At 41.4% G+C, this 15,187-nt stretch carries 15 protein-coding genes and 4 pseudogenes; 4 read left to right on the top strand and 15 right to left on the bottom strand.

The genetic code is table 11. The annotated features are described in order from the left end of the window. Window positions 1–127 precede the first annotated feature (127 nt). Window positions 128–757, top strand: coding sequence for a M23 family metallopeptidase (locus KQP79_RS24805; protein WP_007837448.1), 630 nt, complete (start codon window positions 128–130; stop codon window positions 755–757). Window positions 758–919: 162 nt separating this feature from the next. Here KQP79_RS24805 and KQP79_RS24800 read toward each other — a convergent pair whose 3' ends face one another. The 4 genes and pseudogenes from KQP79_RS24800 to KQP79_RS24785 all read right to left on the bottom strand — a co-directional run. Beyond that, window positions 920–1,477, bottom strand: coding sequence for a DUF4411 family protein (locus tag KQP79_RS24800; protein WP_005816230.1), 558 nt, complete (start codon window positions 1,475–1,477; stop codon window positions 920–922). After that, window positions 1,468–2,610, bottom strand: coding sequence for an ImmA/IrrE family metallo-endopeptidase (locus KQP79_RS24795; RefSeq protein WP_007897423.1), 1,143 nt, complete (start codon window positions 2,608–2,610; stop codon window positions 1,468–1,470). The genes KQP79_RS24800 and KQP79_RS24795 overlap by 10 nt, the downstream gene beginning before the upstream one ends. A gap of 234 nt (window positions 2,611–2,844) precedes the next feature. Continuing rightward, complete coding sequence (locus tag KQP79_RS24790; RefSeq protein WP_005816226.1) at window positions 2,845–3,033, bottom strand: hypothetical protein; 189 nt, start codon at window positions 3,031–3,033, stop codon at window positions 2,845–2,847. Then, window positions 3,030–3,527 (bottom strand): annotated as a pseudogene (locus tag KQP79_RS24785) (SIS domain-containing protein); the annotation flags it as partial. The pseudogene KQP79_RS24785 and the gene KQP79_RS24790, both read right to left, overlap by 4 nt. A gap of 139 nt (window positions 3,528–3,666) precedes the next feature. Between KQP79_RS24785 and KQP79_RS24780 the strand changes: the two are divergent. After that, window positions 3,667–4,953: an IS1380-like element ISBaov1 family transposase gene (locus tag KQP79_RS24780; RefSeq protein WP_007664617.1), complete on the top strand. Its 1,287-nt coding sequence runs from the start codon at window positions 3,667–3,669 to the stop codon at window positions 4,951–4,953. Between the two features lie 153 nt (window positions 4,954–5,106). On the opposite strand, the gene KQP79_RS24775 is transcribed toward KQP79_RS24780, so the two are convergent. Next, a complete protein-coding gene (locus KQP79_RS24775) occupies window positions 5,107–5,307 on the bottom strand; it encodes a hypothetical protein (RefSeq protein WP_007837439.1) in 201 nt (66 codons plus the stop codon). Window positions 5,308–5,972: 665 nt separating this feature from the next. Here KQP79_RS24775 and KQP79_RS24770 point away from each other — a divergent pair. Both KQP79_RS24770 and KQP79_RS24765 read left to right on the top strand, forming a co-directional pair. Next, complete coding sequence (locus KQP79_RS24770) at window positions 5,973–6,275, top strand: hypothetical protein (RefSeq protein ID WP_007664625.1); 303 nt, start codon at window positions 5,973–5,975, stop codon at window positions 6,273–6,275. Between the two features lie 40 nt (window positions 6,276–6,315). Further along, window positions 6,316–6,768 carry a hypothetical protein gene (locus tag KQP79_RS24765; protein ID WP_007664626.1) on the top strand — a complete coding sequence of 151 codons (453 nt, stop codon included), beginning with the start codon at window positions 6,316–6,318 and terminating at the stop codon, window positions 6,766–6,768. Between the two features lie 159 nt (window positions 6,769–6,927). On the opposite strand, the gene KQP79_RS24760 is transcribed toward KQP79_RS24765, so the two are convergent. The 10 genes and pseudogenes from KQP79_RS24760 to KQP79_RS24715 all read right to left on the bottom strand — a co-directional run bounded on the left by KQP79_RS24760 (window position 6,928) and on the right by KQP79_RS24715 (window position 15,057). After that, window positions 6,928–7,422 carry an HD domain-containing protein gene (locus KQP79_RS24760; protein WP_008021362.1) on the bottom strand — a complete coding sequence of 165 codons (495 nt, stop codon included), beginning with the start codon at window positions 7,420–7,422 and terminating at the stop codon, window positions 6,928–6,930. 37 nt (window positions 7,423–7,459) lie between these two features. After that, window positions 7,460–8,200 (bottom strand): class I SAM-dependent methyltransferase, encoded by a 741-nt coding sequence (locus tag KQP79_RS24755; RefSeq protein ID WP_005816203.1) that lies wholly within the window; start codon window positions 8,198–8,200, stop codon window positions 7,460–7,462. Next, window positions 8,181–8,395: pseudogene (locus KQP79_RS24750) on the bottom strand (nucleotidyltransferase domain-containing protein); the annotation flags it as partial. The gene KQP79_RS24755 and the pseudogene KQP79_RS24750, both read right to left, overlap by 20 nt. A gap of 397 nt (window positions 8,396–8,792) precedes the next feature. Then, a complete protein-coding gene (gene erm(G), locus KQP79_RS24745; RefSeq protein ID WP_008021360.1) occupies window positions 8,793–9,527 on the bottom strand; it encodes a 23S rRNA (adenine(2058)-N(6))-methyltransferase Erm(G) in 735 nt (244 codons plus the stop codon). 120 nt (window positions 9,528–9,647) lie between these two features. Then, window positions 9,648–10,181, bottom strand: coding sequence for a GrpB family protein (locus KQP79_RS24740; RefSeq protein WP_008665086.1), 534 nt, complete (start codon window positions 10,179–10,181; stop codon window positions 9,648–9,650). A 117-nt stretch (window positions 10,182–10,298) separates the two neighbouring features. Then, on the bottom strand, window positions 10,299–11,762 hold the full coding sequence (gene msr(D), locus KQP79_RS24735; protein WP_008665088.1) for an ABC-F type ribosomal protection protein Msr(D): 1,464 nt from the start codon (window positions 11,760–11,762) through the stop codon (window positions 10,299–10,301). Between the two features lie 113 nt (window positions 11,763–11,875). Further along, entirely contained in the window at window positions 11,876–13,072 is a 1,197-nt protein-coding gene (gene mef(A), locus KQP79_RS24730; RefSeq protein WP_374685119.1) for a macrolide efflux MFS transporter Mef(A), read from the bottom strand. Further along, window positions 13,032–13,250, bottom strand: a pseudogene (locus tag KQP79_RS24725) (SIS domain-containing protein); the annotation flags it as partial. The gene mef(A) and the pseudogene KQP79_RS24725, both read right to left, overlap by 41 nt. Then, a pseudogene (locus KQP79_RS24720) lies at window positions 13,247–13,561 on the bottom strand (hypothetical protein); the annotation flags it as partial. The pseudogenes KQP79_RS24725 and KQP79_RS24720, both read right to left, overlap by 4 nt. 137 nt (window positions 13,562–13,698) lie before the next feature. After that, a complete protein-coding gene (locus KQP79_RS24715) occupies window positions 13,699–15,057 on the bottom strand; it encodes an efflux transporter outer membrane subunit (protein WP_005816221.1) in 1,359 nt (452 codons plus the stop codon). Window positions 15,058–15,187 lie beyond the last annotated feature (130 nt).

Raw genomic sequence — 15,187 nt, 5'->3', positions numbered from 1 at the left:
ACGATTATTATTATTTGAGTTTGATTTCTGCTCAAAAATCAAACTCGATTGCTATATTATGTTACAATCTTCTTGTCTTCCCTTTGTTCTTTATGCCAGTCAAAGAATTGCTTGTTACTTTTGCACCATGAAACGATTTCTACTCATCACAATAGCAGCAATATTCTGTTCATCAGCAACAGTATGCGCTCAGTTCAATACCGTCACACAGACTAAGGTACACCGCAAGGCTGTGCCAAAAACGACGCAGTCCGCAACATCCGAACAACTGCCTCCGTGCTCGCCGCATCAGCGGCGAGACTCTCTTGCCTTTGCCCCATTACAAACCCAAACGGAGCAGACCGACCGCCACACGGCACTTGTCAGTCCACTCCGTCATATCTCTGTCACCAGCCCTTTCGGCTACCGCAGAGACCCATTTACAAAAAGAAAAGCCCTACACAACGGGCTTGATTTGAAGGCAAATTACGAACCCACATACGCCATGATGCACGGCGAGGTCATCAAGGTAGGCAAGGACAAACGTTCAGGCCTCTATGTCACCCTCCGTCACGGCGACTTCACCGTCAGCTATTGCCACCTCTCCCAAACTCTCGTCACCAAAGGCACCCACGTCCGTCCCGGCATCATCATCGCGCTGACAGGCAACAGTGGTCGCAGTACTGGTCCCCACCTGCACCTCACACTCAAAGACACAAAAAAAGGACGAGCCATCGACCCGTCCATTCTTCTCAATCTTATCAAGCATCCACTCTAATAGAACGCCTTGTCTTTTGTCGTTCACATCACCCCTTCCGCATTGCAATAATGTCTTAAATATCTAATCCTCAACAATTTCTATTCTTGAAAAACAAGTGTTTTATTCACGAATATAATATGATTTCGTGAAAGATGTCATAAGATGATACTAATATCTATGCTATTTGTCAATAAAGAACCCGTTTCTATGCAGATATTCTGAAACGGTTAGTGTTCCAATCCCTATCTGCTCACACAACAAAGGAAGTTTCTTGAACAACTTACCGTCATTCTGCTGCCTTGTTTCCTCCGTCATTACTTGCATCTCTTCCAGATGGATAGCGTCCGAGTGTCGTACATTCAGTGCATAAATGATAATCTTAGCATCACCTGTTTTAAGGTATTCTTCCTTTTGCTCTATGTATTCTTCTTCAGTCAGTTCCTGCTTCTTCAGTCTTACACAGAAATTGTTGTCTATCATGTTGCTGAATCTCTCTGGGGCACATGGAAATAGATCCTTTGTCGGAATGACCAATTTCTTGTCTTTGAGGAAAGGCATCTTTTCAACTGCAATTCCTTTGGAGGTGCGTTTTGATTCATCCAGAATCACATCAAGTAGCATCAAATCCTTGCGGGAGAACGCCTCTTCCAGGAATGAGTACAACTGTCCGTCCTTATCCAAGGGAAGATAATTCTTGGCAATCATCACCAATGAGCATGTATCAACAACTATCGCCATAACTCCCTCTCAAAATTTGCTGGTTTGACATTGAGTCTCGAACAGAAAGTGGTCTCGTTGACCACTCCATTGAAATAGGCATATTGCATGGTTTTCAAGAATAGCGGAGAAATGATGGGCTTTGGTGTTCGCCCGCCTCTCTTCTCAGAGTTTTTCAACTTTTCCTGTTCCTCTCTTCTTCTGTATTCCTCTGCCAATTCACTCTTGACATTGCTGTAGCTCGAATAGCTGATTTTCCTGTCGATATACATCCTTGTATATAAGGCAAGACGGCTAATGTGCGTCCGTGCACTGATAGCCTTGAAGAGGTCAATGCAGTAGTCGTTACGGGAATCTACACATGCTATGTTAGCAAGTGTTTCTGCTTCTTGTCCCATAATGAACTGATATGCAAAATCATTGCACCATCTTTCGACATCACTGTATGAAGTCTGTGCCGAGATGTCCATCATGTCCACCGACTCCACTTCTTCAATCCCCAATAGACAATGCCCCAATTCATGCGCCAGAGTGAATATTTCTCGCTTGTAATGCTTATGATGCTTAAGCACTATCACATTGGGCTTAAGGTAAAAACCGTCAATGTTGGTTTTCTCTTTCTTGTTCCATGTCTCTATGTATTCAAAGACAAAAATGCCATGATCGGCGATTTTTTCTATCATCTTCACAAGAAACTGCCTATGATTGACAGTTTCCCCGGGATAAAAAAAATCTCTTGCACGTACGGCTACTGTCTTAGGGTCATCTTGTAGGGTGTAGTGTTCTATGTCAAACTTCACATCCAGTTGCGACAGTTTGTTGTATGCATCCAAAGCGTTTTTCAGACTCTCGAATCGGTTTACAGTACGGATCGACTCCAAGTTCAGCTCTGTTCCGAATGAGGTCTTGCGGAAGAAGATACTGCTGCTTGCATTGGTTGACAACTTAGAATAGTCTTGAAAGAAACTGACTTCTTTGTCGAATATCTCACCTATACGCTTCAACACCCCCAAATCAATAGAATCTCCACTGATGTCTGCGGCTCCTGTTATCCGTTTCCTGCCTTTGTTCAGAAGAGACAACAAGTCATCCACCGACATCTTGTATAATGCCAGCAGGTATTCTAAACGTTTCTTGTTAATCTCTACTTTCATATCAGCCTCGATTGAACTATTGTTGTTTTGATGCAAATGCTTAGGCACAATTTTGCGTTGCAAAATTACACATTTTCACTTAAATGGGCGAATTTTCATGCTGAATATCACTGGAATTTATGTTTATTTTGCTAAATCGCTACATTTCGCCACCAAAAAGACACAAAAATAGGACGAATCATCGACCCGTCCTTTTGTTTTTAGCCTTTTTCGTTCTAACCACAGCCTGCAATGTTATTCATCAACTGGTTCATCACTCGCATGTCTCATTTCGTAAACTGTCCATAAGGCTAACACACATTCAATGGCTATCACGGTAATGGCCGCAGTCATGCCCCACCAGTGGGCAATAAGCATAAAGATGCCAGCCTCAATGCACAACGCAAAGAGGATGGTAACAATAAGTGATAATATTCTATTCATTCTACGGTAACTGATTTAGCAAGGTTTCTTGGCTGGTCAACATTCCTATCCTTGTTGATGGCGATGTAATAGGCCAGCAACTGCAATGGGACGGAAACAACGAGAGGTGTAAGGCATTCGGGTACGTCGGGCACTTCAAGGCAATGGTCGGCGATGTCCTTCATTGCGTCATTGCCCTTGGTAATGATGGCGACAACCGTACCGCCACGCGCCTTCACCTGCCTTACATTACTGATTATCTTGTCATACAGCGAGTCCGTTGGAGCAATGACCACCGTGGGCATCTCGCTATCTACAAGTGCAATCGGTCCATGCTTCATTTCCGCAGCAGGATAACCCTCCGCATGGATATAGGATATTTCTTTCAGCTTCAACGCACCTTCAAGGGCGGTGGGGTAGTTGTACCCACGACCGAGATAAAGGAAGTTGCGGGCATAGGTGTATATCTTCGACAAGTTCTTGATTTTGTCAGCAAGTCCCAACACATCTTTTATATACCTTAATTCCGCAACACTATTATAAATATAACTTTTTAAGTACCTGAGCAACAAAAAGTTGCTCAGGATTTTGTCATGTCAGATTTTTCACCTATCTTAGTGTTGCAAATCAAAATATGTATCAAACCCGACAGACATGGCAAAGAAAGCAATAAAATCTGAGAAACTCACTCCTTTTGGAGGAATATTTGCAATGATGGAGCAATTTGACTCCACATTGTCATATGTAATTGACACAACCCTCGGTCTAAGATGCAGGCTGTATGGTTATCAATACAGCGAAATCATCCGTTCTCTCATGAGCATCTACTTCTGTGGCGGCTCATGTATTGAGGATGTCACAACTCATTTGATGCCCCATCTCTCGCTTCATCCGACACTTCGTACCTGCAGCTCTGACACTATCCTCAGAGCGATAAAGGAACTGACGCAGGAGAACATTTCATACACGTCAGATACGGGTAAGAACTACGATTTCAATACGGCTGACACCCTCAATACCTTACTGCTCAATTGTATGTGTGCAGCTGGTCAGCTGAAAGAGGGTGAGATGTATGATGTTGATTTCGACCACCAGTTCATAGAAACAGAGAAATATGATGCAAAGCATACATACAAGAAGTTCCTTGGTTATCGACCAGGTGTGGCGGTTATTGGAGATTTGATTGTCGGCATTGAGAACAGCGACGGCAACACAAACGTCCGTTTCCATCAGAAGGACACGCTGAAGAGATTCTTCGAAAGGTTTGAACAGAACAATCTTGTTATCAATCGTTTCAGAGCTGATTGCGGCTCGTGCTCTGAAGAGATCGTGGAAGAGGTTGCCACCCACTGCAAGACCTTCTATATCCGTGCCAACCGCTGTAGTTCGCTCTACAATGACCTCTTCGCTCTCAGAGGCTGGAAGAGGGGAGAAATCAACGGCATTGAGTTTGAGCTGAATTCCATTCTTGTAGAGAAGTGGAAAGGCAAGACATACCGGCTTGTGATTCAAAGGCGGAAACGGATGGACGGTGAGCTTGACCTCTGGGAAGGAGAATACACATACCGCTGCATCCTGACCAACGACTACGAGCCTTCCGTAAGAGAGATTGTCGAGTTCTATAACCTCCGCGGAGGAAAGGAGCGCATCTTCGATGACATGAACAATGGTTTCGGATGGTCCAGATTGCCCAAATCCTTCATGGCAGAGAACACAGTGTTCCTTCTTCTTACAGCACTTATCCGTAACTTCTACAAGGTCATTATCCAAAGACTTGACGTAAAGAGGTTCGGACCCAATAAAACAAGTCGCATAAAAGCGTTTGTCTTCAGATTTGTCTCTGTACCAGCCAAATGGATCAGAACATCAAGGTGGTATGTGCTGAATATCTATACCTGTAATAATGCTTACGCAGATGTATTCCAGACTGATTTTGGATGACGACTACAACTTATGGGTATGATACTGCGTATTGTCTCAAGTCGCATTGTGGGGTAAGGGGGTATTGTAGGCAGAAGTGGGTATTTCAGCCTCAATTTATCTAATAATTCAGTAATGAGAGAACGTGTACACGTAAATAGGACGATGAAGGACTTAGTTGCGGATTTGAGGCTTATGAAAAGCGTATTGCTTTCTCAATACATGCCGTTCCTCTTCGCTCAGCGACAGGAAATAGGCTTTCCATCCCGGACAGAAATTGATGTGCCATCGCCAAAAACGACCCAACAATGACTTGGGTGAACGGTCGTATCGCCGCCTCAGTGGGCACTGCTGACAGTTATGTTTCTTTTCCAATACTTTATCTATTTATCTTTCGTAAAACTCTCGTGGCAAAAATAAGGATTATTTTCAGTGATCAAGCACACAGTTCATTAAAAAAGAGAGGATTTGCTAAGATTCAGAATAACGACGAGCCATCGACCCCAACGGGAGTCGAACTTCAAGTAACCGCACATGATACAATGTGCGGGTCGAAGTGCCTTCCCAATCCACGACCCCAACGGAGGTCGAACCTTTCTACAGATTATATGGTTCGACCCCGTTGGGGTCGGATGTATAGGAGTCATCTGGCCATCCGCAAGTCTTTGACATTGCGGTTAACGGGGGTGAGACCCTTTTCAGGGTCTGTTTGTTTGCACACCTTCATTCTACATAAACGGCTAAATTCAAATATTAAAAGCGTTTACATATTGCAACGTATTTATCTGTTATGCTCCTATTAAATTGTTCTATATCCTTATACTTTTCAACTAAATCCTTTATCACAGGCGCATTTAAATCGACGTTTAGGGTATATTGAACAAAAGCACGTAGCATCTCATAATTATAATTTACTCAAGTTTCGGATTTAGGTTGAGAGGATAGATTTGGGCATAAAAAAGGCTTTGAGGATTTCCGTATGTCACGGAAATTTAGTAATTTAGAGGTGCCCAAACAACTAATTACAATCACTCAAAGCCATGAGCAAAATTACAAAAATTCCATCGGAGATCCGCAACTTTTTCACGGGAAAACGAATCAATCCCGCATTTTCCAAGTTTATGACCCTCCTTGAGGGGATGAGGATTTCAGACAAAGATCTCGGAGGGAAAAAACGTGAGAACTGTCAGCTTACCAACCTTCAACTTTTCCAGATCATATTGATTCTGCCGTTTATGGCCGTCCCGGGTTTTTCTCATTATGCCGGATCGTCAATCTCGAAACTGTTCGGGGGTAAGAAGGACCTACTCTATTCGTTTATGGCCAAGGACAATATAGACTAGCAACATCATCTGGCACATCGCCTGTCATCTCATCAAGGCCGTGACCATAAGGAAAGACTATCAAAAGAGCCATCTTCCGGCAGTGCTTATTGTGGATGATTCCGACCTGCCGAAGACCGGATTGAGGATGGAGTGTATTGGCAAGATATTCTCGCACGTGTTTCAGCGGTGCATTCTCGGCTACAAGCTGCTGGCCCTGTGCTGGAGCGACGGCCGCTCTCAATTTGTCGTGGACTTCTCGATTCACGGCGAGAGAGGGAAGGTCGATGGCAAGGAACAAGGTCTTACGGCCCGGCAGCGCGAGAGGCGCTACAACCGCAAGCGTGACAGAGACTGCCAGACCGAAAAACGCAAGGAAGAGTATTTCGTATCCAAGCTTGAGCGCCTGAAGAGCATGGTGAAGAGACCATTGGAGGATTGTTCGCCGATATATATGAAGGCGTACACGAGCTCACCGTCGTGGAAAAGATCTGGTCAATCATTATTGATGTAATAGCAATCGTGGCTGAGATTTTTACCATTGACGAGAACGAATTGATGGAGCAAATTATACGGGATAACCGCAGGTTCAAGGCCATGCAACTGATCGCTCAGACTGCATAAAACCTAAATCCGAAACTTGAGTAAAATACATAACTGTAATAATCTACTACTAATCTAAAATAAAGCGATTATAAGCTATCCTTTTCCCTGTGTTTGTTTTAAAGTTTTCACCTATACACTTTTTTATCTTTTCCTGTTCTTTTTCTTTATCCATAACCATTAAATTTTCAAGCAAATCAGCTTCCCATTGTATTTGAAAATCAAGTCCATTAATTTTAGATGGAGTATGGTGGTTGCCTATTATAAAGCATATTCTATCAATATTTTTGTTATAGCCTACCTTTTTTAATATTTCTTTCGCTACTGCTGGTCCTTCCTTTTCTTGATAGACACCATCAATAGAACCGTATTTTTTTTGTGCTTCAACCGCACCAATATCATGTAGTATAGCAGTAATACTGATGAATTCTTTTTCTTCCTCTCCGATATTTTCTCCGTTCATTATATCTTCTGCATTTTTCAAAACTTTAAGAGTATGCTCTATGCCAAAAGGTATTTCTTTGAATACTTCTTTCATCTCTATAATAATTTTTTCTTTAAACATAAATTGCCTCTATTTATTCTTTATAGGTGTTTTAGTTCTATCTATCCATTTTTTTATTGGCCGATACAATCAGCATCATGGGACGGCGCATTTCATCCTGCATCCCCGGAATATCCATCATGTTTTCCGGCGGCTGTGGCTCCACAATCTGATTTATTATAAAACCATTTGAAAGCAGCGTATTTAGATATGTGGTCAGTGTTCTATGATATTTTGTAACCTTTTCTCCCAAAAATACAGCTGTCCGTTTGCCCTCATAATAATAATTATCCACTGGAAAATGCAGTATTTCTCCTTTTTCGTTATAATGCCAGTCTTGTGTTCCATAGGCAGTAAAAACAGGATGTTCAACCGTAAAAACTAGCTTACCACCAGACTTCAGTATTCTATATATCTTTTTTACTAAAATCTCATAATCTGCTACATAGTGAAACGCAAGTGAACTTAATATTACATCAAAACTCTCCTCTGGGAATTCCACATCTTCTATAGCACAGCATTTATATTCAACCTGTGGAAAATGTGTTTTTTCTTTGGCTACCTCGAGCATTTTATGAGAAATATCAACACCTACAACAGAAGAAGCACCGTGTTCCATCGCATAAATACAGTGCCATCCATAGCCGCATCCTAAATCAAGCACACGCTTATCTTTAAAATCCGGCAGCAGCTTTCTCAATGTTTCCCATTCTCCTGCACCGGCTAGTCCCTGCTGTGAGCGACTCATTTGACTGTATTTTTGAAAAAATATATTATCATCATATTTGTTTTCTTTCATCTGAATTCCCCTTGTTTAAAAAGTTATTTATCTCCGTTGCAATTTTCTTCACTTCTTTATAAGGCTTCCCGGTCATATCATAGCATTCAAAAAGTGAAAGACCGAGTAATTCAAAAATATGATTAACCCTTTGGCGTATTTTTCAGGTTTATATTAAAAAGTTTCAAGCAGTTTTATAGCTTTCTTTTCGCCTATTCGAACGTGGTGGAAAGTACGCGAACATAAATTCCCGCGCCCCTATGCGCACGCAGTGCGCTCACGTGCCGAAGGCACATATCGCGCCAGAGGCATATCGCACGCGAATGAAATGTAGCGTATATCGCAAATCCGTGAGGATTTATATCGCTTTAGTTTGTCTGCTTCGTCAGACAAACTAAACTTTCCACGTGGCTGGAGAGGACAGAATGAATGTCATTTGAGTACGTCCGTTCTCGGAAACATATCCACTTCGCTTTTGGCACTATCGGTATACGGGAACATATCCAATCTCTCTCAGGAATGTATACCATACTTTTAAAAGGCAGAATAGCATTTTAACTAATGCTACCCTACCTATAACTAAACATTTACAGTTGCATGTGGCCTATTGTTTTTAGCCGTTAAATATTTTATAACTATTAAATAGCGATACAAATTGTTCGAAACTAATATTGTTTATATCATATATTCTCGCATATTTTAAAGCTTTATTAAATTGATTTTTTGTAAACAGTTTTTCATACTCTTTGTTAACCCATTTCATTACAAAAGTTTCATATTTTTTTCTCTCTTTAAATGCCATTTTTGCTGGCTTTCTTTTTAATACAATTAATGCGCTATCCACTTTAGGTTTTGGATGGAAATAATACCTGGGAATTTTTGCTAATATAGAAATATCTACCTCTGCCATTAACAGCAATGCTAGTGATCTGTTTGTATCTAATAACATTTTAGCAAAACCATATTCTACTATTAAATAACTTATTGTGGCTGAACTTTCAAAAACAATTTTTCGAATTATATTTGTGCTTATGTTGTAAGGTATGCTGCCAAATATTTTATATGGATTGTGGCTAGGAAATGTAAATTTTAGTATATCATCATTTACTATTTGATAGTTAGGATAATTTAAGAGCTTATTACGAGTTACCTCACATAATTTAGAATCAATTTCTATCGCCGTAACAAAATTACATCTCTTTACCAATTCAGCAGTAAAATGACCTTTCCCTGCACCTATTTCAAAGATGTTATCTTTTTCATCTAAACTTATGCAATTCATTATTTTTTCTATGTGATATTTTGAAGTAATAAAATTTTGACTATCTTTTATATTTACTTTGTTCATTATAACCCCTCCTTAATTTATTTCATTAACAAACAGTTTTTATGTTTTCATTTGGATATAGTTTTTTCTTATCTGGTCCTATCATAGGATACACCTCTCTTTCATACTTTTATATATTTTCTATCGTGTTTTATATGATTCATTATTTTGATACCATAGCAAAGCATCCTTTTCTAGTTGCTTTACAAATGCATCCTTACCAGTGCAGTAGCCTTCAATATCCTCCGAGAATCGATAAGCCAGCTCCATCTTTAATTCACCATACTCTAAAGCGATGTCTGGATGTGTACGCAGAAAGTCCCTTACTGCTATATGCCTATTAATATCTTTGTGATTGCTTTGCTCAAAAATATGAATCTGGTGTGTCCTGTTATCGCCGCCTTTGCGGAAATATCTACGTCCTTCAATACCAAACTCACCCATACACTCATAACCAATCGCTACAAATTCTTTGTTATGCTTATCAACCAAACTAATATTTGTCACTACGGGCATTATATCAATGATTGATTTAGCGGCTAACCCTTTGACTGCTGTACTGCCAATATGGTAAACCTCCACCAATATATCCTTCAATATATTCTTTATCTTCTGTGATTCATTTTCATACTCTACTTCCCAAAAGGGGTCGTACGGAACTACTCGTATAAACAATATAAACCCTCCAATCTCATTCTCAACGAATAATATTTTTAGAAAAAAGTCTTTATACTTTTTAACAATGGAGCCGCCAGCCAGAACAGACTATACTGATCAGCGACTACCTTAAATTTAATGTTTCAGATTTATTTTCTTATCTCTAATTTCATAAACTACATCAGCTACATTTTCGAGTAAGCGTTTATCGTGGGTGATAAACACGATAGTTCCGGCATACTCCTTCATTAGTATTTCCAAAGCCTCTAAACTTGGTATGTCAAGGAAGTTACTGGGTTCATCCATTAGTAGGATGTTATATCTACCCATGAGCATTTTAGCTAGCAACAATTTTATAATTTCTCCACCGCTTAAAACAGATAAGCTTTTTCCAATATCGTTCTGTTTGAACCCCATAGATGCTAGCACTGAACGAATTTCTGATATATTGTAATCACAATCCTCCTGCATAAACTCCATGACATTCTGATTACTGTTGTACTTGTAACCATTCTGTGCAAAGTAACCTATTTTTGCCTTAGGTGAAATAGAAATTCCTTCTTCATGGTTTAAGATCATTTGGATTAAAGTTGTTTTTCCGGTTCCATTACCACCAGTTAACGCCACTTTTGCTCCTAGAGGAATTTGAAAAGATGCATTTTCAAACAGTGCCTTATCCCCAAATATTTTATTAATTTCCGTACCGACTATAGGGTATGGATTATGGAGCTCCAATGCTTTACTTTGCCTGAAACGAATTCTGCGAATGTCTTCCGGAGCTTCTACATTTCCTAAGGCTGCAATCCTGTGCTCTAGGGATTTAGCGGCATTATGCATCTTTTTTTCCTTACTTCCTATTGATTTTTGATGAGCTAAACGCCCTCCGCCTTCAGTACTTTTTTTCTTTGAAGCACCTTTCGCCTTCTGTTCTATTTTACGAGCCTGTTTTCGCTTTTCCTCCGCAGCCCTTTCCAATCGGGCACGTTCCGCAATAAATTGTTCGTATTCTGCAGCTTGGCTCTTGCGTTCTTCCTCTTTCTGACGAAGATAATCAGAATAGTTTCCCCAATACTCAGTGATTTTGCCATCTTTCAGTTCCCATATTTTATCTACTATTTCATCAAGAAAATAGCGGTCATGGCTAATAACTAACAGTGCACCTGTAAAATATTTTAGCTGTCCAATTAGAAAATCAATTCCTTCACGGTCTAAATGGCTCGTAGGTTCATCCGCTAAAATACCATGAACCTGTGCCGATAAGGCCTGTGCTATTTTAAGCCTTGTTTCTTCACCACCGCTCATGGTCTGTATATCTAATTGCTCAACACCGAGCTTGCCTACAAGTGCAAAATCTTTTTCCACCTGCAAAGTTACTTCGTCCAACTGGGGAATATAGGCAAGTTCACCCAGACGATTCATTTTACATCCTGGGGGAGTTAATTCTCCTAAAAGTACCCTGAGTAAAGTGCTTTTTCCAGCACCATTTGCTCCTACTAAACCAATACGGTCATAATCATATACTTCTAATTCATTTATATCTAAAACATCGCGTCCTTTGAATTCCACACGAATATCTTTTGCTTTTAATATCAATTCCATAACATTTCCTCCTGTCTATAATCGCATGTTTTCTTTTGCTTGTACGCAGGGAAAACCCTGCGATTTTAGCAGGAAGAATTACATGAAAATTAAATACATAAATATGGTCCCTCCTATGAATTTTGTTTTAAATCTAATTTTCTAACCTCAGTTATCATGGGGCAAGCTATGGCAATGCCAATAATTAAAACACCTGATAGTAAAAACCAATGATTTACACCGATTCTATCAGCAAAGAACCCAGATAGAATTAACCCAATTGGCATAGCAAGTGACATGATACTTCCGGTCAAAGAAAATACACGTCCTAAATATTCAGGCTTAATTTTCTCCTGAAAAAGAGCTGTTTGCACACCGCTGTAAAACGGAACCGAAAGCCCCATTATTGCACAGCAGACTACAAATATGAAAAATCCACTTTGGGGAAGTAATCCTGAAATGGTTAAGCTTATCCCCATCATAAAAATGGATGCCGTTATTAATAAGATTCGCTTTTGGTAATTCCCAAATAACCCTAATAATAGACCCCCTATCAACATACCAGAGGCATAAGCAATCTCCGTAATAGAAATATGCATCGGTGTACCATTAAAACATTCCATAGTGATTAAAGGATATAAAGCATTTATGGGCATATAAACAAACATATATAATGTTCCAACGAGTAATAAAGCAAATAATCCTTTATTTTGCCGTAGTACAGCCATTCCTTCTTTCATTTCTCTTATGAAATTTGGTTCCAAACTTTGCACTCGATCACCCAGCTTAGGTATACGTACAATTGCTACCGTAATAGATGCAATCACAGCACCCAATACGTCGATGGCAATAATAGCATTTAAATCCCAAACGGAGTATAAGAGTGCTGCAACTGCCGGACTAACAATATAGCTTATAGACTGCAAAGACTGACTATAGCCTGCGCATTTCGTTAGCTGCTCTTCTGGTACTAAAAGTGGTGTAACCGAATTGAGTGCTGGGGTATGAAAAGCTGTTCCAATGCTACGGATAAACAATACTATCATAACCATCCAGACAGGTAGCTCCATATAGAATGCAACAATAGCTAGCACGGCCCCAGCTGCTGCGATAATTAAATCAGCACCAATCATTATCTTCTTCCTATCATGACGATCCACTAATACACCAATGGCTGGTCCAAAGACCGCATAGGGTAAAAAACCTACAAGTGAAGCCATAGACAAGACCATCGCAGATCCTGTTTTTTCTGTAAGGTAAAAAATAATCGCCATTTGCAGGATGGCACTAGTGATTAATAGTACCACGCATCTGTCCCACGCAGAGGGCAAGCAGCATCAGCACCGTTACCTGTCCTGTAAAAGCCTTGGTAGAAGCCACACCTATCTCAGGTCCTACATGGATGTATGTCCCGGAATCCGTATTTCTTGGGATAGAGGCACCCACGACGTTGCAGATGCCATACACAAAAGCCCCCTTGCTCCGTGCCAACTGTATGGCGGCAACGGTTCCGAGCGGTCATACTTCCTTTGTAACTCCATACACTTCTCAAAGGAGAAGTCGGATGCCTCAAAAAGAGGCTGGATAAGGTGGGCGCATTCGTTCAGCAGTCCCTTGACGATGTGGATGTTCATCTCGTGGCAGTTTCGGCAAATTGCACTGTTGCAGTTGATATACCGATGACTGTTGATGAAGTCATCCACATAGCGGTCATACCGCTTGCCATTCAAAATCACATCCTGAAGATAGAGTTCTCTCGCTTCTAAGAGTAACTCAAACAATTCTTCTGCTACATCCTGTTCGGTAGCGAAGTGGGTCAGGTGTTGCTTCTCTTCAAAAAAAGAGAAGACTTTTTAATTTGTTTTTGCATACTAAATTACTTATTTATAAGTTTATGACGACTGAAATATAAAAATTACACAACATGGTTCAGTATTAGGTTATAATTCTTGTAAAGTTACATTCCTCCTCCCAACGCATGGTAAAGTTTAATTATACTTTGTATGCGTTCAAAACGAGTTTGTAACTGTTGCACTTCCGCTTCGAGAAGAGACTGTTTGGCGGTCAGCACTTCCAGATAGGTGGTATTGGAATGACGCATCAGCGATTCTGTCTTTCGCACAGCGTCGCATAATGTTTCAACCTGCCGAGCATTGATTTCAATTTGCGATTTTGCCGTCTGCCATGCGGTCAGAGCATCGTTCACTTCCTTTCCTGCGTTCAGTAATGATTGCCGGAACAACAGTTTGGCTTCTTCCTGACGGCTTTTGGCTATCTTCAAGTTGGCGATGTTTACGCCCCGGTTGAATAACGGCTGTGTCAGGGAACCGATGGCATTAAGTAACCATTGTCCGGGATTTACGATTACGCCACCGCCGTTATTAGTCCATCCAAGAATTCCCGAGAGGGTAATATTGGGATAGAAGGCGGCACGGGCCGCATTGGTGGCGTAGAATGCTTGCGCCAGTTCCATTTCAGCCTGACGCACGTCGGGACGGTTGGAAAGCAGTTGCAAAGGGACTCCGATCGAGACAGTATCGGGGAAAGCAGCCTCGGCCAGATCACTTCGTCCAATCGAGTGTGACGGCATGGCAAGTATCGCAGACAGGGCGTTTTCTGTTTCGGAAATACTCTTGCGTATGGATAACAGGGATGCTTCGAGTCGCATCACGTTCGCCTTTGCCTGCAATACGCCAGCCTCGTTTGATTTCCCCACTTTTTTCAACGCTTCAAGAGTGCGTACGGTAGTCCGCCAGTTCTCCAAAGTCCGGTTACTTATTGTCATTTGTGCGTCAAGCATGGCAAGGGTGTAGTAACTGTCTGCAATAGTGGCGACAAGCTGTGTCTGTACGGCCTGCCGGTAGGCACGGCTTCCTTGTAATGCGGCGGCTGCGCCACGCTTTGCCGCCGTAAGTTTGCCGAAGATGTCCAGTTCCCAGCTTGCCGACGCTCCCACATTATATGTCTTTGCCGTTGCTCCGTCATGTTTATTGGCATTACCTTCGGCAGTCAGTCCCAGTGATGGAAGATATGATAGTCTGGCAGTCATCAGGACGGCTTCTGCCGCTTCCACGCGTAACCGTGCCACATTGAGGTCTGCGTTCCGTTCAAGTCCGGTTTCAATCAAGGACTGGAGTTTCGGGTCGGTAAACATTTCCCGCCACGACAGGGACGCGATGGTCATTGTATCAATGTCCGCCGGCATGTCCCGATACAGATTCTCCGTTGAGAGGTCAGGGCGATGATACCGGCTGTATGTGCCACAGCCGGCAAGCATCCATCCCGACAATATGATATATATTACTGTCTTCTTCATTTAATTATGCTTAACACGTTCTTGGATATATTGGAATACAATAAACAATGACGGCACAAGGAACAACAGAGCCAAAGTACCTACAATCATTCCACCGATTACACCTGTGGCAAGCGAACGGCTGCCGTTG

Origin of the sequence: Bacteroides sp. DH3716P (assembly GCF_025914115.1) — a bacterium.
GTDB lineage: Bacteria > Bacteroidota > Bacteroidia > Bacteroidales > Bacteroidaceae > Bacteroides > Bacteroides ovatus.
This window is presented reverse-complemented; position numbering and strand designations above follow the sequence as displayed.

What these genes read in the sequence shown, in the direction of transcription:
- KQP79_RS24780 (WP_007664617.1), top strand. Translation starts at nt 3,667, where the DNA reads ATGGCAAAGAAAGCAATAAAATCTGAGAAACTCACTCCTTTTGGAGGA.
- KQP79_RS24755 (WP_005816203.1), bottom strand. Translation starts at nt 8,200, where the DNA reads ATGAAAGAAAACAAATATGATGATAATATATTTTTTCAAAAATACAGT.
- KQP79_RS24760 (WP_008021362.1), bottom strand. Translation starts at nt 7,422, where the DNA reads ATGTTTAAAGAAAAAATTATTATAGAGATGAAAGAAGTATTCAAAGAA.
- KQP79_RS24790 (WP_005816226.1), bottom strand. Translation starts at nt 3,033, where the DNA reads ATGAATAGAATATTATCACTTATTGTTACCATCCTCTTTGCGTTGTGC.
- KQP79_RS24715 (WP_005816221.1), bottom strand. Translation starts at nt 15,057, where the DNA reads ATGAAGAAGACAGTAATATATATCATATTGTCGGGATGGATGCTTGCC.
- KQP79_RS24770 (WP_007664625.1), top strand. Translation starts at nt 5,973, where the DNA reads ATGAGCAAAATTACAAAAATTCCATCGGAGATCCGCAACTTTTTCACG.
- KQP79_RS24800 (WP_005816230.1), bottom strand. Translation starts at nt 1,477, where the DNA reads ATGGCGATAGTTGTTGATACATGCTCATTGGTGATGATTGCCAAGAAT.
- KQP79_RS24795 (WP_007897423.1), bottom strand. Translation starts at nt 2,610, where the DNA reads ATGAAAGTAGAGATTAACAAGAAACGTTTAGAATACCTGCTGGCATTA.
- KQP79_RS24805 (WP_007837448.1), top strand. Translation starts at nt 128, where the DNA reads ATGAAACGATTTCTACTCATCACAATAGCAGCAATATTCTGTTCATCA.